The sequence below is a fragment of the Telluria sp. ZT3P26 genome (assembly GCF_059686035.1).
Map to the genome: position 1 here is coordinate 648,705 of NZ_JCASII010000002.1, position 22,696 is coordinate 671,400.

19 protein-coding genes and 1 pseudogene are annotated in these 22,696 nt (G+C 63.4%); 9 read left to right on the plus strand and 11 right to left on the minus strand.

Annotated elements, in window-relative coordinates; genetic code table 11:
• The first annotated feature begins 310 nt into the window (after positions 1–310).
• Both AC56LN_RS10650 and AC56LN_RS10655 read left to right on the plus strand, forming a co-directional pair.
• Positions 311–508, plus strand: a complete 198-nt coding sequence (locus AC56LN_RS10650; RefSeq protein WP_482896984.1) for a hypothetical protein — start codon at positions 311–313, stop codon at positions 506–508.
• A 1-nt stretch (position 509) separates the two neighbouring features.
• A complete protein-coding gene (locus tag AC56LN_RS10655) occupies positions 510–1,013 on the plus strand; it encodes a hypothetical protein (RefSeq protein ID WP_499571548.1) in 504 nt (167 codons plus the stop codon).
• Here the strand turns inward: AC56LN_RS10655 and AC56LN_RS10660 are convergent.
• From AC56LN_RS10660 to AC56LN_RS10695, 8 genes are all read right to left on the minus strand, one after another.
• The gene (locus tag AC56LN_RS10660; protein ID WP_499571550.1) at positions 982–1,764 is read right to left on the minus strand and encodes a spermine/spermidine synthase domain-containing protein; all 783 of its coding nucleotides are present in this window, start codon (positions 1,762–1,764) and stop codon (positions 982–984) included. The genes AC56LN_RS10655 and AC56LN_RS10660 overlap by 32 nt on opposite strands.
• Before the next feature lie 55 nt (positions 1,765–1,819).
• On the minus strand, positions 1,820–3,169 hold the full coding sequence (locus AC56LN_RS10665) for a sensor histidine kinase (RefSeq protein ID WP_499571552.1): 1,350 nt from the start codon (positions 3,167–3,169) through the stop codon (positions 1,820–1,822).
• Complete coding sequence (locus AC56LN_RS10670; protein WP_499571554.1) at positions 3,166–4,509, minus strand: sigma-54-dependent transcriptional regulator; 1,344 nt, start codon at positions 4,507–4,509, stop codon at positions 3,166–3,168. The genes AC56LN_RS10665 and AC56LN_RS10670 overlap by 4 nt, the downstream gene beginning before the upstream one ends.
• A 29-nt stretch (positions 4,510–4,538) precedes the next feature.
• Positions 4,539–5,768 (minus strand): ABC transporter permease, encoded by a 1,230-nt coding sequence (locus tag AC56LN_RS10675; RefSeq protein ID WP_499571555.1) that lies wholly within the window; start codon positions 5,766–5,768, stop codon positions 4,539–4,541.
• Positions 5,769–5,783: 15 nt separating this feature from the next.
• Positions 5,784–7,094, minus strand: a complete 1,311-nt coding sequence (locus AC56LN_RS10680; protein WP_499571557.1) for an ABC transporter permease — start codon at positions 7,092–7,094, stop codon at positions 5,784–5,786.
• A gap of 9 nt (positions 7,095–7,103) precedes the next feature.
• The gene (locus tag AC56LN_RS10685; RefSeq protein WP_482896990.1) at positions 7,104–7,817 is read right to left on the minus strand and encodes an ABC transporter ATP-binding protein; all 714 of its coding nucleotides are present in this window, start codon (positions 7,815–7,817) and stop codon (positions 7,104–7,106) included.
• 16 nt (positions 7,818–7,833) lie between these two features.
• The gene (locus AC56LN_RS10690; protein ID WP_499571558.1) at positions 7,834–9,102 is read right to left on the minus strand and encodes an efflux RND transporter periplasmic adaptor subunit; all 1,269 of its coding nucleotides are present in this window, start codon (positions 9,100–9,102) and stop codon (positions 7,834–7,836) included.
• Positions 9,103–9,259: 157 nt separating this feature from the next.
• Positions 9,260–11,032 (minus strand): YbhB/YbcL family Raf kinase inhibitor-like protein, encoded by a 1,773-nt coding sequence (locus AC56LN_RS10695; RefSeq protein WP_499571560.1) that lies wholly within the window; start codon positions 11,030–11,032, stop codon positions 9,260–9,262.
• A gap of 221 nt (positions 11,033–11,253) precedes the next feature.
• Here AC56LN_RS10695 and AC56LN_RS10700 point away from each other — a divergent pair, with 221 nt between their 5' ends.
• Positions 11,254–12,837: a MutS-related protein gene (locus AC56LN_RS10700; RefSeq protein WP_499571562.1), complete on the plus strand. Its 1,584-nt coding sequence runs from the start codon at positions 11,254–11,256 to the stop codon at positions 12,835–12,837.
• Between the two features lie 94 nt (positions 12,838–12,931).
• Here the strand turns inward: AC56LN_RS10700 and AC56LN_RS10705 are convergent, their stop codons facing one another.
• Positions 12,932–14,092 carry an IS30 family transposase gene (locus AC56LN_RS10705; RefSeq protein ID WP_499571564.1) on the minus strand — a complete coding sequence of 387 codons (1,161 nt, stop codon included), beginning with the start codon at positions 14,090–14,092 and terminating at the stop codon, positions 12,932–12,934.
• Between the two features lie 104 nt (positions 14,093–14,196).
• Here AC56LN_RS10705 and AC56LN_RS10710 point away from each other — a divergent pair, with 104 nt between their 5' ends.
• From AC56LN_RS10710 to AC56LN_RS10735, 6 genes and pseudogenes are all read left to right on the plus strand, one after another.
• Complete coding sequence (locus tag AC56LN_RS10710) at positions 14,197–14,553, plus strand: hypothetical protein (protein ID WP_499571566.1); 357 nt, start codon at positions 14,197–14,199, stop codon at positions 14,551–14,553.
• Between the two features lie 491 nt (positions 14,554–15,044).
• The gene (locus AC56LN_RS10715; RefSeq protein WP_499571568.1) at positions 15,045–15,398 is read left to right on the plus strand and encodes a DUF6404 family protein; all 354 of its coding nucleotides are present in this window, start codon (positions 15,045–15,047) and stop codon (positions 15,396–15,398) included.
• Positions 15,399–15,564: 166 nt separating this feature from the next.
• Positions 15,565–16,221 (plus strand): DUF1444 domain-containing protein, encoded by a 657-nt coding sequence (locus AC56LN_RS10720; protein WP_499571569.1) that lies wholly within the window; start codon positions 15,565–15,567, stop codon positions 16,219–16,221.
• Between the two features lie 213 nt (positions 16,222–16,434).
• A complete protein-coding gene (locus tag AC56LN_RS10725) occupies positions 16,435–16,731 on the plus strand; it encodes a DUF7660 family protein (protein WP_499571571.1) in 297 nt (98 codons plus the stop codon).
• An 846-nt stretch (positions 16,732–17,577) separates the two neighbouring features.
• On the plus strand, positions 17,578–17,790 hold the full coding sequence (locus tag AC56LN_RS10730) for a DUF7661 family protein (protein WP_499571573.1): 213 nt from the start codon (positions 17,578–17,580) through the stop codon (positions 17,788–17,790).
• A gap of 91 nt (positions 17,791–17,881) precedes the next feature.
• A pseudogene (locus AC56LN_RS10735) lies at positions 17,882–18,094 on the plus strand (IS5/IS1182 family transposase); the annotation flags it as partial.
• 9 nt (positions 18,095–18,103) lie between these two features.
• Here AC56LN_RS10735 and AC56LN_RS10740 read toward each other — a convergent pair.
• Together AC56LN_RS10740 and AC56LN_RS10745 are read right to left on the minus strand one after the other, a co-directional pair.
• Complete coding sequence (locus AC56LN_RS10740; protein ID WP_499571575.1) at positions 18,104–19,951, minus strand: phytase; 1,848 nt, start codon at positions 19,949–19,951, stop codon at positions 18,104–18,106.
• Positions 19,951–22,452: a TonB-dependent receptor gene (locus tag AC56LN_RS10745; RefSeq protein WP_499571577.1), complete on the minus strand. Its 2,502-nt coding sequence runs from the start codon at positions 22,450–22,452 to the stop codon at positions 19,951–19,953. Before AC56LN_RS10745 ends, AC56LN_RS10740 begins: the two co-directional genes overlap by 1 nt.
• Positions 22,453–22,696: the final 244 nt, after the last annotated feature.

A 22,696-nucleotide genomic window follows, 5' to 3' on the forward strand; every position in this document is an offset into this window, starting at 1 on the left:
AACGTGGCTTCAAGGCAAATGCGTAGTACAAAAGAGACAGCTTTGCCTATCTGACGATACTTTTATGAGTTGCGAGTAATGCCTTGAGTATTAAGTACTTTTTGTACGGAAACAATGTTTGAAAAGTATTGTTTATTTGTTACGTTATTTAACAAGTTTTTCAAATGTGCGCACCTTAAGACACGCTAGGATAGACAAGAACTGATGCCAGATAGGCATGACGGCAGGCGGGGACCATTCCGCCACTGGATCTCGACCTTGTCTGCGCGCCGCGCGGGCCGGATCCGCCGACAACCGCAGGCAGCACACCATGATCCAGCGACGAACCGATGAGCGAACCGCGCTTGCCACCGAATATGCGTTATTCCTGGCAGAGACGCGCGGCGTCAACGCGGGGCTGGTCTACCTCGAAAGCTGCAACGTCTCACGAGAGATCCTGCTGCGCGCCATGCAGGATCCCGCCGCCCGGCGTGTCCGGGAACGGCGCCAACGGCAACGGAACGATTAGCATGAATATCACCCAGCTTTGCAAACGCTATGGCCTCGAGCATTACGGCAGTCTCGAGAGCTCCTGGGACGCCCACAGTGCAACCGGCATCGTGCTGATGCAGCTCTGGCACGCGCCCAACCAGAAGATCAACGACCACCCACTGCCTGGCGCGCAACTGCGCGTGCGCTGTCTCGACGCGTCGGACATTCCCGTGCAGCTGGACGACGCGCGGGCCGCGCGCGGGCGCAGCATCGAAGCGGTGGAGGGGGGCGCGCGTGGCTATGCCGCGATGTCGATTCCGCCGACCCAGTCGCGCGGGGCCGGCGCCTGGGCCAAGTACGCCAACCTGGAGCGCGTGTTCCCCGTGCTGGCGCTCGAGCGCGAGTCATGCGGCACCGTGTTCGCCGTGCTCGGTGCGCCGGTGCCTGCGTCAGAGCTGGGCGTGGCGTCGGCCGAGCCAGGGCACCGGGCAGGTACGGGCCGCCACCAGATCAGCCTTGATGGTCGCGCATCCATTCCTTGAGACCGTTCACCCAGTTCTTGGCCGGCAGGTTCAGGCGCCGCTTGATCTCGCCGGCGCGCTCGTAGAGCACTGAAAAGTCCAGCTGCGGGGCGTCCCGGAACGCCACCACCACCACATTCGCATCATGCACCTCCGGTAGCCACACGACGGCATCGAAGACCTGTTCCATGTTCAGGAAATTCTTGTCGTAGTTGCTGAAGTCGCCGAACACATTGGCGGTCATGACGCCGCCCGGCGCCAGGCAATCCAGGCAGCCCTGGTAGAACGCTTCCGAATCGAGGACCGGGCCGCGTGCGTCCTGGTCGTACAGGTCCACCTGCAGCACGTCGGCCTTGCCGTGGTTGGCCGGATCCAGCACGAAGTCCATCGCGTCCTGCTCGCGCACGTCCAGGCGGGCATCGTTCTCGGGCAGGCCGAACATGGCGCGGCAGATCGCGATCACGTTGGGATTGAGTTCGACGGCCGTCACGCGCGCATCGGGAAAGCGCGCGTACGTGAATTTTGTCAGCGCTGCGCTGCCCAGGCCAAGCTGCACGATGTGGCGCGGCGCGCTCTGGAACAAGGTCCACATCATCATCATCTGCACGTATTCGAGCTCGATCGTGTCCGGCTTGGCCAGCCGCATCGCGCCCTGCACCCACGAGGTGCCAAGGTGCAGGAAGCGCACGCCCTCGAATTCGTCGATGGTGGCAGGTGGATGGCCGGGCTGGGCGAAGCGCGGATCGATGACGGTGGGTGACTTGGCGGACATAGCACGAAGCGGTGGAACGTAAAGCCGATGTTACCAGAGCCGCCGCTGCAGGCTCTCAGGTCGCCGCCAGCGCCGGCAGGAACAGCGTCACGGCCAGGCCGCCGCCGTCGCGGTTGGCCAGCAGGATGCGCCCGCCGTGCGCCTCGGCGATCTCGCGTGCGAGCGCCAGCCCCAGGCCGGTGCCGGCGCGCTTGGTCGAATAGAACGGCACCAGCGCATGCGTGAGCACCGCTTCGCTCATGCCGCTGCCGCGGTCCGTCACATCGATGCGCACCTGGTCCTGCACGCGCCGTATCTGCAGCTGTACGGCCTCTGGCCTGGAGCCTGACTCGTGCGCGTTTTTCAGGAGATTGAGCAGCGCCTGTTCGAGCTGCGCAGCGTCGATCCAGGCCGCATCCTGCGGCAGCTCGCCCGCGACGGCGAACGGTACCTGGCCAGCCAGGCGCGTGACCAGGGCTGGCCAGCTGCAGGCTTCCAGGCGCGGCGTCGGCAGCTTGGCAAAGCGCGCATAGCCCGAGATGAAGCTTTCCAGGTGGCGCGTGCGCTCGCCGATCGTTTCCAGGATCTGCGGCAGGCGTTCGAGCTGGCCGCGCCGTACCAGCTCGGCGCCGGAATGCGCCAGCGACGCCAGTGGCGCCAGCGAGTTGTTCAATTCGTGGCTGATCACGCGAATGACCTTTTTCCAGGTCTGGACTTCCTGGCGCCGCAGTTCGACCGTCAGGTGGCGCAGCAGCAGCAGCTCGTGGCGCCTGCTATTGAGCGTGAAGGTGCTGCGCGCCAGGTGGTAGACCTCTTCGGCCTCGCCTTCGCCAGCGGTAAACAGGCCGTCGCCACCGCGCGCCAGCGCGTCGCGCAAAGCGGCCGAAGCATCATCGAGGACCGCCCGCATGCTGTGGCCTTCGAGCTTGCGCCCCTGCGCCAGCAACTGGCGCGCGGCGATGTTGGCGAACACGATGGCGCCGCCGGGCGTCGTCGAATCGGCCACCAGCAGCATCGCCACCGGTGTGTTCTGCACCATCGAGTCGAGCAGCAGTTCGCGTTGCACCAATCCCAGACGCTGCTCGCGCAGCACGTTGCCCAGGTTGTTGTGGGCGGCGATCAGGTCACGGAGTTCATCGTTGTGCGGCCAGTGCAGGCTGCACGAAAAGTCGCCGTCGCGGTAATTGTCGACCGTGCCTTCCAGCGCCCGGAACAGCGACAGCACCGGCTGCAGCTGCGCGCGCAGCGTGATGACGGCCAGCGGCACCAGCCCAAGCAGGCAGATGGCCAGCACCAGCAGCGGCCGGGCGGGCAGCAGGTGATCCAGCAGCAGTGCGGCAAGTACCGCCAGCGCAAGCAGGGTGCCCACCAGCGCCGACAGCCGCGTGACCAGTGAAAACCTGGGCTGGCGCGCGCTGTCGGTCATGGCCGCGCGATGCCCAGCCGCTCCATGCGGCGGTACAGCGCCTGGCGCGACAGGCCAAGGTCGGCCGCCGCCTGCGCCACCACGCCGCCCGCACGTGTCAGGGCCGCCACCAGCGCGGCGCGGTCGGGCTCCGCTTCCTGCCCTGGCACCGGCGCCGGTGCGCTCGCTGCCGGCAGGCCCAGGTCGGCCACCATGACGGTATCGCCATGCGACAGCAGGCTGGCGCGCGCCATCACATTTTTCAGTTCGCGCACATTGCCGGGCCACGGATAGGCCATCAAGGCCGCTTCGCTGGCCGGGTGCAGCGCCTTGCCGGCGGCCAGGAACGAACGCGCCAGCGGCAGGATGTCACCGGGGCGTGCGCCGAGTGGCGGCAGGCGCAGCTCGATCACGTTGAGGCGGTAGAACAGGTCTTCGCGAAAGGTGCCGGCGCGGATCATCGCGCCCAGGTCGGCATTGGTGGCGCTGATCACGCGCACGCGCACCTGGCGCTCGCGGTTCGACCCCAGGCGCTCGAAGCGGCCCGTTTCCAGCACCCGCAGCAGTTTCATCTGGCCGGCCAGCGGCAGGTTGCCGATTTCGTCGAGGAACAGCGTGCCGCCGTCGGCCGCCTCGAACTTGCCTTCGCGCGCTTTCGACGCGCCCGTGTAGGCGCCGGCGTCGGCGCCGAACAATTCGGCTTCGATCAGTTCGGACGGCAGGGCGCCGCAATTGAGCACCACGAACGGACCGTCGGCCACCTGCGAATTGGCCTTGATGATGTCGGCGATGCGCTCCTTGCCGGCGCCATTCGGGCCGGCAATCAGCACCGGCACGTCGGCGCGCGCGACCTGGCAGGCCAGGTGCAGCACGCGTTCGGTGGCCGGGTCTTGCCAGACCAGGCCGCGCAGGTCGAAGTTCTGCTCGAGCGCCAGCCGCGCCTTGCGTTCGTACTGCAGGCGGCTGCCCAGCGCGCGGTTGGCTTGCCCCAGTTCGATCAGGTTGCTGACGCTGGCCAGCAGGCGCTCGTCGTTCCACGGCTTGGGCAGGTAGTCGGCGGCGCCGGCCTTGACCAGGTCGACCGCCGCGTCCAGGTGCGTCCAGGCAGTGAGCAGAATCACCGGCAGGTCGGGGTGGCGCGCGCGGATCGCGCGAAACAGCGCCACGCCTTCTTCGCCCGACGTGGTATCGGCCGTGAAGTTCATGTCCTGGATCACCAGGTCGATCGGTTCGCGCGCCAGCACATCCAGGCCTTCTGCTGGCGAGAGCGCGCGCAGCGTGGCGATGTCGTGCAGCGAAAACAGCACGTCGAGCGCCATGGCCACGGCGGCATTGTCGTCAATGATGAGAACTGTGGGCATGGCCGCCAGCATAGCATCCGCGCGCGTGCTCACAGGCTGCGGGTGGCCAGCGCCGGCGAGGTGCTGGCCGCGCGCCAGGCCGGGCCGAACGCGGCAAGAATGCCGATCACCCAGAACATCAGCGCGCCGCCGATCAGGTAGGCGACCGGCAGGCGCGCCATTTCCAGCTTCGACACCAGGAGCTGATTCAGGCCCACGCCCAGCAGCACGCCGCCGGCCACGCCGGCGCTCGTGATCATCACGTTCTCGACGATGAAGTAGCGCAGGATGTCGATCTTGCGCGCACCAAGTGCACGCCGCACGCCGATCTGCTTGCGGCGCTGGGTCACCCACAGGCTGGCCATGCCGACGATCCCGCTGCAGGTCACCAGGAGCAGCAGCACGCTGACTGTCACCAGCATCCACGACAGTGCAAGGTCGGCGCGGTAGCGGTTCTTGCGGTCTTCCTCGACCGTTCTCGCGTTCAGGATCATCGGGCGGCTAGACGCCGCGCGCAGCGCCTGTTCTGCCTCTTTCATCACGCGGTCGCGCTGGCCTGGTTCGGCGCGTACCGCATACAGCGCACTCTCCCCGCCATACAGGCGGGCCGGCATGATCATCGCGTATTCTCCGAGGTCACCGACCTGGGCATGCGCCGTTTGCAGACGCTCGACGACCCCCACGATGCGGGCACCTGGCACTTCGCCGCTACCGAAATACAGCATCTTGCCAACTGCGGAGGTGCCCGGCCACAATTTGTCGGCCACCGCCCTGGTAATGATCATGGTGTCGGGCGGGATACGCAACGCCTGCTCATTGATGTCAACCAGTTCGCCAGGGAGGAAGTCACGCCCCGCAACCACTTGCAGGCCCAATGTCTTTACCAGTGAGTCGCCCGATACATACATGCCCAGCGATGTGTTCTGTCCCTGCGGATTGCGGTCGACCGAAAAACTGCTGGTGCTGCCTTTGTTCGACATCGGCATCTGCGACACGTACGCCACCGATGCCACACCGGGCACCGCGCGCAGCAGTTCGCTCTGGCGTTTGATGGTCGCCAGCATCTGCTCCGGTGTGTCGTTGTCCAGGTTGTGCGCCTCGAAGTAGAAGGTGGCAGCCTCGTCGAGCAGGCCCGACGGACGGGCAGCGACCGCCCGTCGTTCGCTGACGATGTGCAGCGCGTTGGCCAGGAGGGCAAGGCTGAGCGCGACCTGCAGCGCAACCAGCACGGGGCCGGTCTTGTTGCGCAACAGGGCAGACAGGATAGGACGGATTTCCATGCAGTTCTCCCGGGTTTACTGTGATTTGAGCTGGATGGCAGGCGTGACCTGGCAGGCGCGCCAGGTCGGCAGGAAGCCGGCAAGCAGGGCGGAGGCGATCGAGATCACGAACGTCACGATCAGCATCTTCCAATCCATGTGCGCGATGTTCGCCATGCCCTTGCTCTGCATGCCGATCAGCGCCAGCGCGCAGAACGCCAAGACCAGGCCAAGTACACCGCCGGCCAGTCCGATCACGCCCGTTTCAATCATGAATTGCCGGAAGATGTCGCCGCGCGACGCACCCAGCGCGCGGCGGATGCCGACTTCGCTCGCGCGCACCGAGAACTTGGCCAGCAGCAGGCCGATCGTGTTGACCAGGCACAGGGCCAGGAACCCGAATGCCAGCCACGCCGACAGCTTGCTGTCGTTGGCCACGACCTTGAGCTTGTCCATCCACGCCATCACGTCGTACAGCATGTTTGGCGCGGCCCGCTTCAGGCGCCCCAGCTTGCGTTGTTCGCTGGCGTAGCTATCGATGAATGCCTGCAGGTCGGTGCGCTCGGCCTGCGACCGGGTCTCGAACCAGAACTGGATCCAGGTGCACTCGGACGCAAGAAGGGCAGCATAGCCGCTATCGCGCTTGCCGCTGCAACTCATGCTGCCTGCATGCGGTACTTCGTGGCCGATGGCGCTGGCGAACGGGATCAGGAAATCCTCGCCCTGGCCGAAGCGACTTGCGCCGATCAGCTTGTAATAGCGGGGCAATGGCGCCCACGGGCCGATGACCCCCACCACGGTGTATTGATGCCCTGTCAGCACCAGGCGCTGGCCGACCGGATTGGTTTGGCCAAACAGCTTCTCTGCCATGGCCTGGCCCAGGACGACGACGTCCGCGCCGCGTGCATCGTCCGCTTCGCTCCAGGCCTGTCCGTACCGGAAAGGCACGTCGAACATCGCGAAGAGATCGCGTGTGGCCGCCAGTCCGGTCGCATTGAAAGCAGGGAGATCCTTGCGTGTCGGCTCGACCGGCAGCTGGATGTTGTACATCGCAGTGCGGCGCTCGCCCTGGCCGCTACGCAGCAGATTGGCAGCATCCGGATAGCTCATCTGCATGTCGTCCGGATCGGCTCCCGGGACATAGCCTTCAAGCTGGCCATTGTCGAACTGCGGCACGAACAGGCGCTCGCTCTTGCCCGGAATCGGGTCGCCCGACATCACGTGCAGGATGGTCAGCGTGGACACGCTGGCCGCCACGCCGATCGCCAGTGTCAGCACCATCAGCGCGGTCAGATACGGATTGCGGCGCAGGCTGCGCACGCCAAGCATCAGGTAGTAGCCGAGCATCGCCGTTCCTTATACCGTGACGCCGCTGTCGGCCTGGTGCAGTGACGGGGCGCGCCGCACGAGGTCCGACACCTGGCCGTCGATGATGTGCACGTTGCGGTGGGTGCGCACGGCCAGCTCCGGGTCGTGGGTCACCATCAAAATGGTGGTGCCGGCCGCATTGATTTCTTCGAGCAGTTCCATCACGCCGCGCGCCATCTGCGTATCGAGGTTGCCGGTCGGTTCATCGGCTAGCAGCAGCTTCGGGCTGCCGGCCAGTGCGCGCGCGATCGCCACGCGCTGCTGCTGGCCGCCCGAGAGCTCCGCGGGGTAGTGCTTCATGCGCGAGGCCAGGCCCACCTTGCCCAGGGCATCCTCGATGCGTTCCTTGCGCTCGCGCGCATTGAAGCCGCGGTAGCGTAGCGGCACGTCGACGTTGTCGAACAGGTTCAGGTCGGGGATCAGGTTGAAACCCTGGAAGATGAAGCCGAGCTTTTCGTTACGCAGGCGCGAGCGCGCCGCATCGTCCAGGCCCTTGACGTTCACGCCATCGAGGATGAATTCGCCCGACGTGAATTCTTCGAGCAGGCCGGCGATGTTCAGAAAGCTCGTCTTGCCCGAGCCGGACGGGCCGGTCACGGTGACGAATTCGCCCTGGTTGACGTGGATCGCGAAGCCGCGCAGCGCGTGCGTCTCGATCATGTGGGTGCGGTACACCTTGCTCAGGTTGGTCATGCGCAGCATAGTCTGGCTCCCTGGTTCATTGATTGATTGAGACGCGTGCGGCATTGTCGAAGGCATCGGTGCCCGACACCACCACCTTGTCGCCGGCTTTCAGGCCGTCGATGATTTCGACGGCCGAGATGCTGGTGGCGCCGATCCGGATCGGCGTGCGCACGGCCACGCCGTCCTGCATTACATACGCATGGCGCCCGCCCTCGTTCTCGACGAACGGGCCGCGCTGCACCATCAGCACATCCGGCTTTTCCTCGATCAGCAGGCGCGCGCTGACGCGCTGGCTCTGGCGCAGGCCGGTCGGCTGCGTGCCATCGAAGCGCACCCGTGCCAGTACCTGGTTCTTGACCACCTCGGGCGACAGCGCCGACAGCGTGCCGGTGGCGCGGCCCGACGGCAGCGTGATCTCGGCGCGCATGCCCAGGCCCATGTCGCCGGCGTAGGTTTCGGGCACTTCCAGTTCGACCTCCAGCCGCGACAGGTCCACCAGCGTCATCAACGGCGCGTTGGCCGCGACCACCATCCGGTTCTGCACATTGAGCGTGCCGATGAAGCCATCGACCGGCGCGCGCACCGTCAGTTCGTCGACGCGGCGCTGGGCGTTGGCCATCGACAGGCGCTGGCGTTCCAGTTCATTGGTCTTGGTCTTGATCGCCAGTTCGACGTCGTCGCCTTCGAGCGCGGCGGCCTGCCTGGCGTGGCTGGCGCGAATGCCGGCCGAATTGACGGCATCTTTGGCCTTCTGGTAGTCGATCTTGGCGATGATGCCGATCTGGCCGACGCTGTCGTAGCGCTCCAGCGTGCGCTGGGCCGACAGGCGGTCGATCTCGGCGGTGTCGGCTTCTCGCTGGGCCAGCAGCTTCTGCTTGCGCGACAGGATCTGCTGGCGCGCCACTTCGGCCTTGAGCTGTTCATACGACGATACTTCGCGCTTGAGGGCGTCGGTCAGGTCGGGCGACTCGAGCAGTGCCAGCACATCGCCCTTCTTGACCGTGTCGCCGGCGGCGACCTTCAGGTTGACGGTGGCCGGGGCGGTGGCATACAGCGTGGGACTGACGGCGGCCACGACGCGGCCATTGACGGCGGCGTCGCGCACCAGCGTGCCGCGCGCCACCTCGGCGATGCGAATGCGGCTGGCCGAGACGCTATGTTCGCTGTTGTTCCAGGCGGCGTACAGCGTGGCGCTGACGGCAACCAGCGCAGCAGCCGCGCCGATCGTCAAGGCGCGGCGCTTGAATCGTTGCGCCGGGGGCGGCGTCAGGGTAGTGTCCTGCCGGGATGGTTCGGGGATCATGGTGGTCCAGTAACGACGGTATGATGGTCGTTATTGCACGATCCGTGCCAGGCGTTAAGTCATTGATTCGTATGGCGGACAGTCGCGGACACCGCTGTCCGCGGTGTCCGTCCGGGCGGCCGCGGACACGGCCGCCGGTGAGGTTTGCTCTACAGCCTTACTTCTGCGGCTTCTGCTTCTGCGCGTACTTGCCGACGATCTCGCCCTTGGCCAGTACATGGCCCTTCATCGCGGCCAGTACCTGGTCGCGGTCGGCGCCGAACGGCACGTCCAGCATCGTGTCGAGCGCCATCACCTGGAAGTGGTAGCGGTGCGCCGCTTCACCCGGTGGCGGCTTTGGCCCGTAGTAGCCCGGCGAGCCGCGCGTCGTCAGGCCCTGCAGCACGCCGTCCGGATCCGACAGGCGGGCTTGCTCCTGCACGCCTTCCGGCACGCTGGTGACATTGGCCGGGATATTCCACATCACCCAGTGCACGAAGGGCAGGGCCGGTTTGGCGTCCGGGTCTTCCGCGATGATCACGTACGACTTCGCACCTGCTACGCCTTTCCACGCCAGCGCCGGCGAGACGCCATCGGCGTACTCGGTGTAGCGCTCGTGCATCATGCCGTTGGCGGCAAAGCTCGGCGACGAAACCGTCATCTGTCCCTTGGCCTCGGTCTCGGGACGCTTGAGCGCCAGCGGTACATTGGTGCCCTTGCTGGTTTGCTGTTCCAGCGGGCCTGCCGGGGCTTTTGCCGGCATGCCGGCCTTGCCGCCTGTGTAGGCGACCCGGTAGATCACGCCATTGGCATCGTCCGCCATCAAGAGCGAACCGTCCTTCGCCATCGCCAGCCCGACCGGGCGCGCGATGTGGGTCTTGCCGCCATCGGTCAGGAAGCCCGTGACGAACGGCTCGACCTTCGTCGGCTGGCCGTTCTGATAGCGCACGCGCACGATTTCGTAGCCCGATGCCGGCACCCGGTTCCATGAGCCGCGCATCGTCACGAAGGCGTCGCCCTGGTACTCGGCCGGGAACGCGCTGCCGGCGCCGAACACCCATTGCATCGGCGCTGCGTGCGCCGTGTAGCCAAGCACCATCGGCGTGCTGCGCGCTTTCCACTGCTCCTTGGTGATCTCGCCCACGGGCGTGCTTTGCGGGTAGATCTCATTGGCGCCGTAGACGTGCGGCCAGCCATACTGTTTACCCAGTTCGATCTTGTTGATCTCCTCGGCCTGCACGTCGTCGCCGAGGAAGTCGATGCCATGGTCGAAGCCCCACAGTTCGCCCGTCGTCGGATGCCAGGCGTAGCCGATCAGGTTGCGCAGGCCGCTGGCAAAGATGGTGCGCTGCTTGCCGTCCGGCGAAATGCGCAGCAGCGTGGCGTTTTCGGGATTGCTTTCATTGCAGGTGTTGCAGGTGCTGCCCACGCTCAGGTACAGCATGCCGTCCGGGCCGAAGGCCATCGTGCGGTTCGGGTGCTGGCCCGAGTCGGGCAGGTCGCCGATCAGCATCTTGAGTTCGCCCAGGCGGCCATCCTTCTGGATGTCGGCCACGAACAGCTCCTTGACCGTCACCAGGTACAGCTTGTTGTCGCGGATCGCCAGGCCATGCGCGCCGGCGCGGTTGGCCACCGTGATCGGCTCGCCGTCGGCGCGGCCATCGTTGTTGGTGTCGCGCAGCAGCAGTACGTCGCCCTGGTCACGGCGGCTCACATAGATGTCGCCGCTGGGCGCGACGGCGATGATGCGGGCGTTTTTCAGGCGGGTTGCAAACGCACTGACCGTGAAGCCGGGCGGCGCCTTGAGGGCACGGATCCGCTCCGGCGTCGCTTCGACCTTGTTGGGCTTCCAGACGTTGATCTTGGTGGAGAACTGGGTGCCGTCGCCCTGCTGGGCGGTGGCGGAGCCGAACGCGAGGCATAGTGCGGCGGCGAGCGAAGCGCGTTTCATGAGGGCCTGCCTTTCCTGGACATTGTTATAGAGATGGTCAAGAAGGCATCGTGCCAGTGTTTACTGCCTCGGTATGTTGGGAAACGAACATTGTCTGTTACCGCGGTCGGTATGCAAAAAAGATAATTTCGCTACTGGAACGTTTTCCTTCTTGCAAGTTCGCCATGTCGTCTGCACATGCATCTGGCAACCGGCGCCGCCGGCCCTTTTCAGGACTGACCTTGTCGTCGTTCGACCACCTGCAGCATCTCTGGCGTTCCGCTCTCGCCACACTGGCGCCATCGACCGCGCCGCCTCCGAATCACTTCTTTACGCCCCAGGATATCGGGCGTCTGCACGACCAGGATGGCCCCAACCGCGCCAGCATCGATGCCCAGACCTGGGACGACCTGCTGCTGTCGTCGTTCGAGGACACGCTGGCGCCCGAGGCCAGTATCTTCGGCCGTCAAGTGCTGCACCGGCGCCTGCGCGCGGGCGTGGACGATGCCGCCTGCAGCGCCCAGCGCACGCGCCTGCAAGGCCTGATCGCGGACCCTGCACACCTGGCCGCGCTGCACGCGCAACTGCGGATGCTGCGCCATGCGGATGTCGACGTGAGCGCGCTGCTGTTCGGCGACACGCCGCCCGTGACGCCATGGTGGGCGCGCTGGTTATGGCTGCTGCCGGTGCTGCTCGTGGTGTCGGTCGCCGCACTGGTGACGTTGCCGCTCGGCTGGATGCTGACGCTGGCCGCGCTTGCGCCGCTGATGGCGCTGCAGATCCGCTATCACCAAGAGATCGAGGGCTGGACTGCGACCATCCGCTCGCTGGGCGCGCTGCTTGCCACCGTTGGCCTGCTTGGCAAGGGCGGCGGGGCGTTGACCGAACCGTTCGTGGCGGCGCGCGCGGCCGCGGCGCGTCTGCACGTGCGCCTCGACCGGCCCTTCGCGCTGCGCATGATCCCGGGTGGCAGGCAGTATGCTGACTGGTTCGCTGCCGGGAATATCGCGCATTACTTCAGGACGGCGCGCATCGTGTTCGGGCAACGCGCGTTTCTGCGTGAGTGCTATCTGGCGTCTGCCAACCTGGAAGCCGACGTGGCGCTGGCGCGGCACCTGCATGCGATGCCGCGCTGGTGCTGGGCCGAACGGGGTGGGGCGCGCGAGCTGCTGCTGGAGGATGGCGTGCATCCGTTGATGGCGCAGCCGGCGCCGCTGTCATTGTCGCTGCATGGGCGCGGCGCGTTCGTCTCGGGCCAGAACGCGTCGGGCAAGAGCACGTTCCTGCGCATGGTGGGCCTGAACCTGCTTGCGGCGCGCGCGTTCGGCTTTTGCTACGCCACGCGGGCGCGCCTGCCGGCGGTGCCCGTACGCGCCAGCATGCAGAACGAGGATTCGCTGCTCGGCGGCGAGAGCCTGTACATGGCGGAGTTGCGGCGTGCCCGCGAACTGCTCGAGGCAGCCGGCCAGCCGGCAGGCGTGTGCCTGATCGACGAGGTGTTTCGTGGTACCAACCATCTCGAGTCGGTGTCCGCTGCCGCTGCGGTGCTCGAGCAGTTGTCGAGGCACGACCTGGTGTTGGTGTCGTCGCACAATCTGGTGCTCGCGCCGCTGCTGCAGGCGGGGTTTGACGCCATCTGTATTGATACGACCAGCGGCCGGCCGGTGCTGCAGAAGGGCGTACTGCGCAATCCGAACGGCATTGCGCTGCTGGCGCAGCAGGGTTTCGGTCCACAGATCGAGGGCAGGGCGGCGGAGGTGGCGCAATGGCTGAGCGGTCACTTGCTGGAGCCGGTTACTGGCGCGCCGACGGCGCAGCAGGCGTGACCGGCTTCGAGCGCCTGGCAAAACCTGTTACTTCGTCTGGCGGCAACATGCTTGTACACCGAGCCATGCTGATTGTCAGCTTTCGGCCTTGGATTCAACCGGTCGATGCAACAAGTTTGCTGAATCGTTCAGCGGGCGTTTGGTATTCTAAAGTCTTCCTTGGCCGTTCGTTCAATTTGCGAGCTACTTCGTTAAGTTGAGCCTGCGAGTACGCGGAGATGTCGATGCCTTTAGGAAAATACTGGCGTAATAGCCCATTGGTATTTTCATTACTGCCGCGTTGCCAAGGGCTGTGTGGGTCACAGAAGTAGACATCGATGTCAGTGGCCATAGTAAAACGCTTGTGGTCAGCCATTTCCTTGCCCCGGTCCCAAGTCAGTGATTGATAAAGCTCTCGGGGTAACTGACGGGCGTTATCAATCAATGCGCTGATGACTGTTTCTGTATCTTTGCTTGCGACTTTCACCAGCATCACGTAACGAGTGTGGCGTTCGACAAGGGTAGCGATCTGGCTATTTCGGTCGCCGAACACTAGATCTCCTTCCCAATGTCCTGGTACAGCACGATCCTCAACTATGGCAGGTCGTTCGCTGATCGACACCGTATCTTTGATCCTGCCGTGATTTTCTTTCTTTTGCGTATGATGACGCGATCGGCGCATGGCCCGGGTTCGCCGAAGATGCTCTAGTAGCTCCTTTTTCAGCGCACCACGGGCCTGAATGAAGAGGCTGCGATAAATCGTTTCATGCGACACCTGGTAATCCTCGCTGCCCGGGAACGTATGCTTGAGCCACCCAGCAATTTGCTCAGGCGACCACTGTGATTGGAGTTTGCTCGCTACGATACACGCCAACTCGGGGTTATTCACCAGTTTGCAACACTTAGGACGATGGGCTCGCTTCCAAGCAGCCGCGTCGGCACAGCTAGCTCGATAGCTCGTCTGGCCACCATTGCGACTGATCTCACGGCTAATAGTGGACGGTGCTCGTCCAAGTGCTTCAGCAATCCGACGGATCGATTGACCAGTAGCGAGCGAGCGTGATATCTCTTCCCGCTCAGCTAAGGTTAATGCCAGTCTTGATCGCTGTCTTTCTGCCGGTCGAATGCCACCAGACTCGGCAAGGATTCGCTGTACAGATGAGTGATTTCGGTCGAACAACTGGGCAATTTGCTGGAGTGATTCGCCCTTTTTCCAGTGCTCCCACATCAACGCCTTCTGGGCTTCCGTATAGTAAATCCTTGCTCTCTGCTTCATCCGTAACACTCCTTCTGCTTATCCAGAGTTTAGTGTGTTGCGTCGATCGGTTGAATCCAAGGCCAGAAGCGGTCATTGAAGGTTGAGAAGTCAACGAGGATTCTATGTCTCCACACCGTGCCAATATCGTCAATCTGTTGAACTTGATCGCTTCTAAAAGCGATCAACTTGACTACCAAAAGCGGGCGCCGGTCAACGTGGCAAACGAGTTGGTGAATCAATGGTTTGGCGACTTCTACCACCCAACAGACGAACTTTTCAAGAGCGAGTTCTCCAACGAGGAATTGGCGTCCCTACGAGATTTCGATGCGTACTACGAAGTTCGGCACGCCATGCTGCCAAACTCTTTAGATGAGATGTTGAAAACTAAAGGATGGCAAGAAATAATGCATTTTGCTAGGGAAGTACTTGACGCGCATGGCTGGCGTGGTATCGAAGCGCGTTACGACGTCAGTGACTAGAACGCGACCGTCCGCTTCGGGTCGGTTCATGCCCTTCGTGACAGTCCGCGCCTTTTTCTAAGTTAGTGACCTGATATTCTCAGCTGAACGGCTGGGTTCGGCCAGAAGCGGACCTTTGAACTCTCCTGTTCACCACCGACCAATACGATGAAAACTACAAAACTTCTGCTTGGGGCGTTCGTACTTGCGTCACTGGTCGCTTTTGGCCTGTGGCTGCGGAACGAAGTGCGACTAGACAGTTGCTTGGACCGTGGTGGCAGGTGGGATAAAGACGCACAGGTGTGCGAAGGCGCTACAGAGTAGAGCGGTAGCTCGAACGTCTGCTACGGGTTGGGTCCCGCCCTTCGTGACAGTCCGCGACTTTTCAGCCTTGGTGACCTGATATGCTCAGCGTTCGGTCAGGAGCGGTCGTTCAGCGTAATGTGATTAAGCGCGCCTGTTTCCCTGCTCCGACTGCAGTAAGATTGAACTCCATCCGTTAATCGTCTTTCATGTCCAACAATACTCGCCGTACCAAAGCGCTCGCAATCTTGGCCGATACTGGCATGTGGCGCAGCAATTATGAACCTCCGTATCTGCGTTTGCTCTGGCGCCTTGGTGTCGACGCAGCCCCGCCTCACTTCGTGCCGTTCTGGCGCACCCTTCCCCTCGCTGGAATATGGTTTGGCTCTTTTTGGGGAGCCTTTATGTCGCTGTTTGTTTGGAGTCAACAGGGCTTTCCGGTTGCACTGGCTGTCGTGCTTGCCGCAAGCGTCGGCTTGTTTTTCGGTCTCAGCATGGCAGGCTACTACGCTTATGGTCGCCGCAAGTATCATTTGCCTAAGTGGAATTCCATACTGTCCTGATGCAGGTTCTCGCCTATGCTCAAGGATGGTCTGATGTACAAGCTAGAACTTCCGAAATCGGCCAAAAGCGGTCCTTCGCAGAAGGACACGTAACTTCGCTTTTGGAACTCCATGAAAATTTTATTGATCAGCCAGACGTGAGCACCACAATACGATCGGAGAATGGATGAATCGTCGCGAATTTGGCTTATTGGTTAGCTATTCCTTGATGATGGCAACCCCGTTTAAGGCTCGGGCAGCCATAGAAACCAAGGAAGCAAGACTCGATCTGTCCAAGCTTTTCCCTTACATCGTCCCCGATATCTGGGTTCGAACCGTTGGGCGTGATGCGCTTATCTCGAGAAAGCTAGCGTTGGATCTCAATGCTGTTCTGGTGCAGGACCTGAACGGCATAGTACGGAACGTATCGATAACAGAATCGGAGCGATCTGGGAGAAGCAATGAGGCGCTCTTTGAAGTTGCAAAGTCCAACGTCCTACAGGCTTGGCGGGATGAGCATTTTTCCGCTGGTTTCGGCGTAAATGTCGACGGTGTCAAATTCGGTGGCGCGGAAGGTTCTTGGCTCGCCCCTAGCATCGTGTTAAGTCGAGATTTTCTTCAGCACGCGACCATGCATCTGGACACACACGATATATTAGTGGCTATTCCGAATCAAGAACGTCTAGTTGCTTTTCCAAATACCAAGGCGGCCGCGAGTTCGAAAAAATTGGAAAGCTTAGTGAGAAGCGGTTTTTCCAACCATTTGAAGCCCGTAACAAATCAAGTCTTCAAGCTGAGTAGACGTGGCCGATTGGAACCAGCTGCCTTTGAATGGCTAGTGTAGTCTCTGTACCACGTTCGGAATGAGTTCTACAGACACGAGAACACTGAGGAAACGTTAAATTCGTTTTTAAAGCGCGAAAAGTGAGACAAGGCATGAATATTTTCGCTTCAGGTCGAATGCGGTCCTTCGCTAGCAGACTGCTCTCGGCCAAAAGCAGTCGTTCGACATGGCCGCCTTGCCGTTCAAATAATTTTCTAAAAAGTTTTCGAAATTATGACTTCAAAGTTGGAAGCAATCCTTGACTCAGTGAATGATGAGCAGTCCTTTCTCCGATTTGTGCAGGCTCTTGCAGAAGATTGGGAAAACGAGCAGCAAAAGGAGAAGGCTAACCCAAGTTCCCCTTATGGCCCTGGCGCTGACGGATGGGAGAACGGTACGATTGGCGCATACCTGGATGCAGCGGTTAGTTGGGGTGATGCGTCGATAGATGGGCTCCGATTCTACGAGAAGCCGAGTAACCCGTGGAAGCGCGCTGCAGAAATTCTTCACATGGGGAAGCTATACGAATAGATTATCCGGCCGTATGCTACGCCTCTCAACGTCCGGTATGGGTCGGAACCAGCCGGTCGTGACAATCCGAGGAATTTACCGACCAGCAAGCTGCTATCGTGCTCCCACAGGCCGGATTCGGCCAGAAGCGGCCGGTCAACACACTACGGGAGAAGCATGGGTATCTGGCAGTTCACGGTAGGGCTGGTGCCACGGGCCTGGGCGGAAGCTGAGGGAAGCGTTCCTGCAAAGCTATACGACGCGGACGGTCACACTGACATGTCTGTAGCATGGCGGTACGAGCAACTCAATGTCGATATCGATGACTTGATGTCACGAGTATTGCCCGCCGCTGCATCGTGGGATGACGAAATCAGAATTTGGGGTGACGAAACGACGAGCGATATCCAAGTTTGCTATGAAGGCATTGCTGTCGAGTCGGTACAGATTCGCATCGATACCCGAAACAGTACATCGGACTTGTGCTCCAAGATCGTTCGACTCGCACGGGCCATGGACTGCTATCTGTTTCTTCCAGGGGACCGCTCGATAATTAGCGCGGACGAGGCTGCCCTCAGCAACGCTGTTTGCAAATCAAGTGCAGCGCGGTACTCAGCAGATCCCCACGCGCTCCTTGAATCGCTGGCCCGACTGCCTTCCCAGGCCCACGGAAGATAGCGTCAACGTCCGCTATGGGTTGGAACCACCCGGTCGCGACAGGCAGGAATTGGCCAGCGGCAGCCTGTCGTGACAGTCTGCGACTTTTAGATATCGACAACCTGCGATGCTGATGCGGAGGGCCGGGTTCGGCTAGGAGAGACCATCGTTTCTGTAACGCTCTCCACTCAATCATCACAGGATCGAACGATGAAGTTCAGCATCTACGGTCGCTTTCAGATAGAGGTCCGACGTGTGAATGACTCCTGGGTCGCGTATCGTTCAGAGCTGGGCAAACGAAACCGGCTGGACGAACTCGTAATCCCACCGGATCTGATAGAGCAAGAACTAGCAACTTATCTCGATGACATTTTTCATGAGTTCGCCAAACACGGGGAAAACGTCGAGGTAATGCCCGATTGAGCAGTACGCGCCGGCGACCGTCTGCAATGGGTCGACAGCTGCCGGTCGAGACAGTGTGTGACTTTTTCAGTTCGACAAGCTGCAAAGCTGACGCCATCAGGGCATTGCAGCTCGAATCGCGCGCCATGACGTAGAGGCGCGCGAGCGGCCCGGCCGATGGTGGCGGGTCGTCGAACTCACCGTGGGTTGGCTACACCGCGTTCGCAGACTGCGCATACGAGATGAGCGACGAGCAGGCATTCACCAGGCATTCCTTTCATTTGCCTGCTCGCTCATCTGTTGGCGGTATGTCGAACGGTTTTGTCAGGCGCTCTTAGTCGAGCTGCAGGGCCCTGGCGATATCGTCCCACGCTACGGCCTTGTAGTTCTGCGCCCCGTCCGGCATGCGCTTGTAGCCGTCGTGCACCACCAGCATGCCGCGCGCGAACGGGCCGCCCAGGTTGGCCGATGTCACTTCCAGCCCATCGGTCTCGGACGCGCCATCAATGCCGTTGACCGCATCGAGCCCCACCCGGAACGCGCCGCGCACGGCAAACGGCGCCGCCGCATCGAACACGACGTAGCTGTTGTTGCCCTGGCTCGACACCACCAGGTAGCTGCGTTTCGCGCCGTGGTAGATGCCCATGCCTTCGACATCGTCGTGCAGCCATTCGCCCACCGGCATCACCATTTTCAGGGTTGCCGGCTGGTCGGCGCGCGCCGACGTCACCCACAGACCGCGGTCTTCTTCGCCCACGAACAGCAGGCCGCTGCGATCGTCCGCCACGCAACCTTCCGGCTGCGACGCAAGCTTGAACGTGCGCGCGAGCTTCGCGCCGAACTGGCCGCCACTGCGCGTGATCTGGTAATGCTCGTAGCGGCCGTCCTTGTCGTTGACGAACGCGTCGAGCCCACCTTCGGGCGTGCGCAGCAGGCAGGTGCCGTAGATGTCGCCCAGGCCGGTGGGCAAGCGCTCCGCTTCGCGCAGTTCTCCGTTCGCATCGATCGCAAACAGCACCATCGCCTGCTCGTCGCGCTGGGTGGCCACGGCCAGGTCGAAGCGCTCGCTGCCGAAGCGCACGTCCTGGCGCAGGTCGACGTTGTTCAGGCGGCCGGCGGCCAGCAGTTGCGTCTGACGGCCCTGCAGGTCATATACCAGCATGCCCTGCTTCTTGTTGGTGCCCAGGATGCGCGATTTGGCGGGATCGGTCGGATGGACCCAGATCGCCGGATCGTCGGCCGCGTCGCCCAGCTGCGCGACGGGTTCGGTCTGCATGCGCGGCAGCACGATCGGCAGGCGTTTGGGCGGCGCGCTGCCGGCTTTCCAGGCCAGCGCCGGGGCTTGCCAGCCTTGCTTCGTGCGCACGGCCAGCTTGTCGGACGCCGGTGCAAGCGCCACCAGTTGCTGCGCGCCGAGCGGGCGTGACGGCAGCGCGCGCCAGCGCTTGCCGTCACGCTTCCAGGTCAGCAGGGCACCCTTGTCGTCGATCGCGGCCACGCCGCCCGGCAGCACCGCCAGCGCCGTCAGTTCACCCGTCAAGCGACCGTGCGGCGCCTGCAGCGCCACCGGCGTGCGGGCCGGCGGGCCTTCGGCATCGGCGCCGTACGCCCACAGGCCCATGCCTTCTTCGGCCGCGAACAGCGTGCCATGCGCATCGTCGACGCGGCACGTCTCGACGCCGGACGGCAGCGCCAGACGGCGCACCAGCCGGTGTTCGCTTCCGCCGCTACCCAGCAGCCACTGCTGCGCCTGCCCATCCTTGGCGACGAGGAACACGTAGTCGAGCTGCTGCGCATCGCGGTACAGGCAGGCCGCCTCGATGCCGAAGCCCGTATCCGGCAGCACGGGCAGTGCGCGCAGCGTGCCGGCCTTGACGTCGATCCGCACCGGCAGCGCACGTTCGGCGTTGGCGTCGATGACGATGGCCAGCGCGCCGCCATCCAGCGGGCGCAGGTCGAGTCGTTCGCCACGCAGTGGCAGGCTGGCGCGTTCGCGGCCATCGGCGCCGACCAGGCGCAGCGCGCGCTTGTCCAGGGCCAGCCAGCCGCCGCCGGGCAGCGCGGCCAGTTCTTCGGCGTCGTTCAGCGTGGCCGGCACCGTTGGTGCGGCGCCGGATGCCGGCGCGGCCAGCGAGCAGGCCAGCAGGACGGCTTGCAGGATCGGAGAAACGGTCTTGTTCATCAGAAGATACTCGCTTTCAGGCCGATCTTGTAGGTGCGGCCGTATTGTTCGTGCTGCGCATTGCGCGACTTGTCGCCCAGGTACACATAGTAATGTTCGTTATTCAGGTTGCTGGCGTCGAACGTGAGCTGCCAGCGCTTGTCCAGTTTCCACGACATCGACAGGTCCAGCTGCTTCTGGGTGTCGACGAAGCGGTCTTGTGTCGCGTCCAGCGTATCCTCGCCCAGCTCCAGCAGGTACGGCGACTTGTAATTCATTGCCAGGCGCGCACTGAACGGACCGGCTTCGTAGCCGAGCATCACGTTGCCGACGCGGTTCGACTGGCCCGGCATGCGGATCGTGCGCGCGGCGCGGCCACCGTCGCCATCGGCGCTGTCGATCGTGGCGCGCGAATTGGTGATGCTGCCGTTGATGCCGACCAGCAGGCCGTTGAACGGCGCCGGCAGCATGCGCAGCGGCTGCTGCCAGGCCAGTTCGATGCCGCGCACGCGCGCCTTGTCACCATTCTTGTACGAGATCGCGCTGCTGTAGTCGGCCCACGCGCCGCTACCGGCGAGATCCGTGGTGTAGGTGAAGTCGCGGATGGCCTTGGTGAAGACGTAGGCCGAGACCACGCCATCGCCGCCGATCACGCGCTCGATGCCCAGGTCCAGGTTGTGCGAGCGCAGCGGCGCCAGGTCAGGGTTGCCGATCGTCGCTTCGTCGTCGCCGTCCAGGCTCACGCCGGGCGCCAGCTGGGCGAAGTTGGCGCGCACGACCGAGTTGCTCCACGCGGCGCGCACGCTGGTGGTCTGGTCGACGTCAAAGCGCAGGTGGACGCCCGGCAGCCAGTTGGTGTACGAGCGGCTGGCGGAGCGTGGGGTGATGACGTCGTCGGCCACCTGCGAGCCGTCGGCCGTAAAGCGCGTGCGCTCGGCCCGTACGCCGGCCAGCAGCGACCAGGCGCCGCGGCGCAGGCTCGTTTGCAGGTACGCAGCGTCGATGTCTTCCTGCAGCCTGAAGTCGTCCAGCGCCGAATCGACGGCCACGCGGGCGGGGTCGCGCGCCAGGCCGGCCAGACGCGCACGCACCAGCGCCGGATCGATCGCATAACCGAGATTGGCAAACGGGTAGTTCAGGCGCGTGCCATTCACGAATGCGCTCATCGAGGTCGGGCCGGCGCCGAAGTAATCGTCGTCGGTCGGGTCATCGCTGCCGTATTCCCAGGCCTCGGTGTCGGTCTTCTTGTCGCGGCGCGTGGTCTTGGCGCCGAACTTGACGGCGCCGTTCCAGTCGCCGGCGTCGAAGTCGCGCTGCAGGTCCAGGCGCAGCTGGCGGGTGCTGTCTTTGGCGGAGGCGCGTTCGAGCGCGAACGAATCGAGTTCGTAGTTGGCAGCGTCGGCCACGCCGGCGGGCGCGATCAGATGCGGCGTGCGGGGATTGGTAAAGCCGATGCCATCGAAGCTCCCGAGATTGGTGAAACGCGCATCGGCAATCGCATCCGGCGTCTTGTCGGTGGCGCTGCTGGCCGCCGCTTCGGCGTGCAGCTTCCAGTACTGGCCCATGCGGCGATCCAGCGAACCGGTAAGCGAGCGGATCTCTTGCGTGTACTTGCGCTGGCGCAGGCGGCGCTCGACGGTGGCAGTGTCGGTCTCACCTTCGAGCACACCGTCTTCATTGCCTTCGAAGTCGCCGATCGTCATGCGGTCGCGCGATTCTTCGTCCGAGAAGCGGCTGATGAAGCCGCGCAGGGCGTAGCTCGTCGCGGCGTCCGGGCGGTAGTCGAGATTGATGGCGCCGGCGCGGCGTTCGCGCGTGGGCAGGTAGTCGCGCAGCTCGAAGCCGGCGAGGCGCTTGCCGTTCCAGTCGCCGCCCGTTTCCACGTTATCCGAACCGAACTTGCGCTTTTCGCCCGAGATGCCGGCGGCCACGCCCAGTTTGCCGTCCATGAAGCGCTGGGCCCACAGCAGGTTGGCGCTCGGGCTGTTCTGGCTCGTGTTGGTGTCGTGGCCGACCGCCGCGCCCACGTTCAGCAATTTGCCCGGCAGGTCGAAGGCCGACAAGGTCTTGACCTCGACACTGCCGCCGAGCGAATTCGCATCCTGGTCCGGCGTGGCCGACTTGGTCACTTCGAGCGAGCGGATCATCCCGGCCGGCAGCACGTCCAGCGCCACCGCGCGGCGTGTCGCTTCCGGCGACGGCACCAGCGCGCCGTTGATGGTCACGCTGTTGTAGTCGGCATCCAGGCCGCGCACCACGACATAGCGACCTTCGCCCTGGTCGCGCTGGACCGACACGCCTGGCATGCGCGCCAGCGCCTCGGCCGCATTCTTGTCCGGCAGGTGGCCGATATCGTCGCTGCTGACGACACTGACGATATTGTCCGCCTGCTCCTGGACGGCGATGGCGCGCGCCAGGCTGGCGCGCTGGCCGGTGACGATCACGCTGGCCGGTTCGGCGGCGTGCACACCGGCGGCGGCCAGCAGGCCGGCGGTCAGGGCGGGGAGGGCGAAGTGGCGCATGGGGGAGAGTCCAATTGGTTGGGATGCGGCGGATTCTGGTGCCTGAATGTGACCTATCGGTGACCACGATCTGTCGCCATCCGGTATCTGGCGCGGTGCATGGCGTGCCTGAGCCAAATTGACCCTGTCTGTATTGGCGACACCATGGGACGGGCGCGGCGCCGGGATGCGCAGTGCCGGTCACGGTGAGCTGTTTTGACCCTGTGCCGTGGCGCCACAGTTTTGGCATCCTGTCATCTGGCGG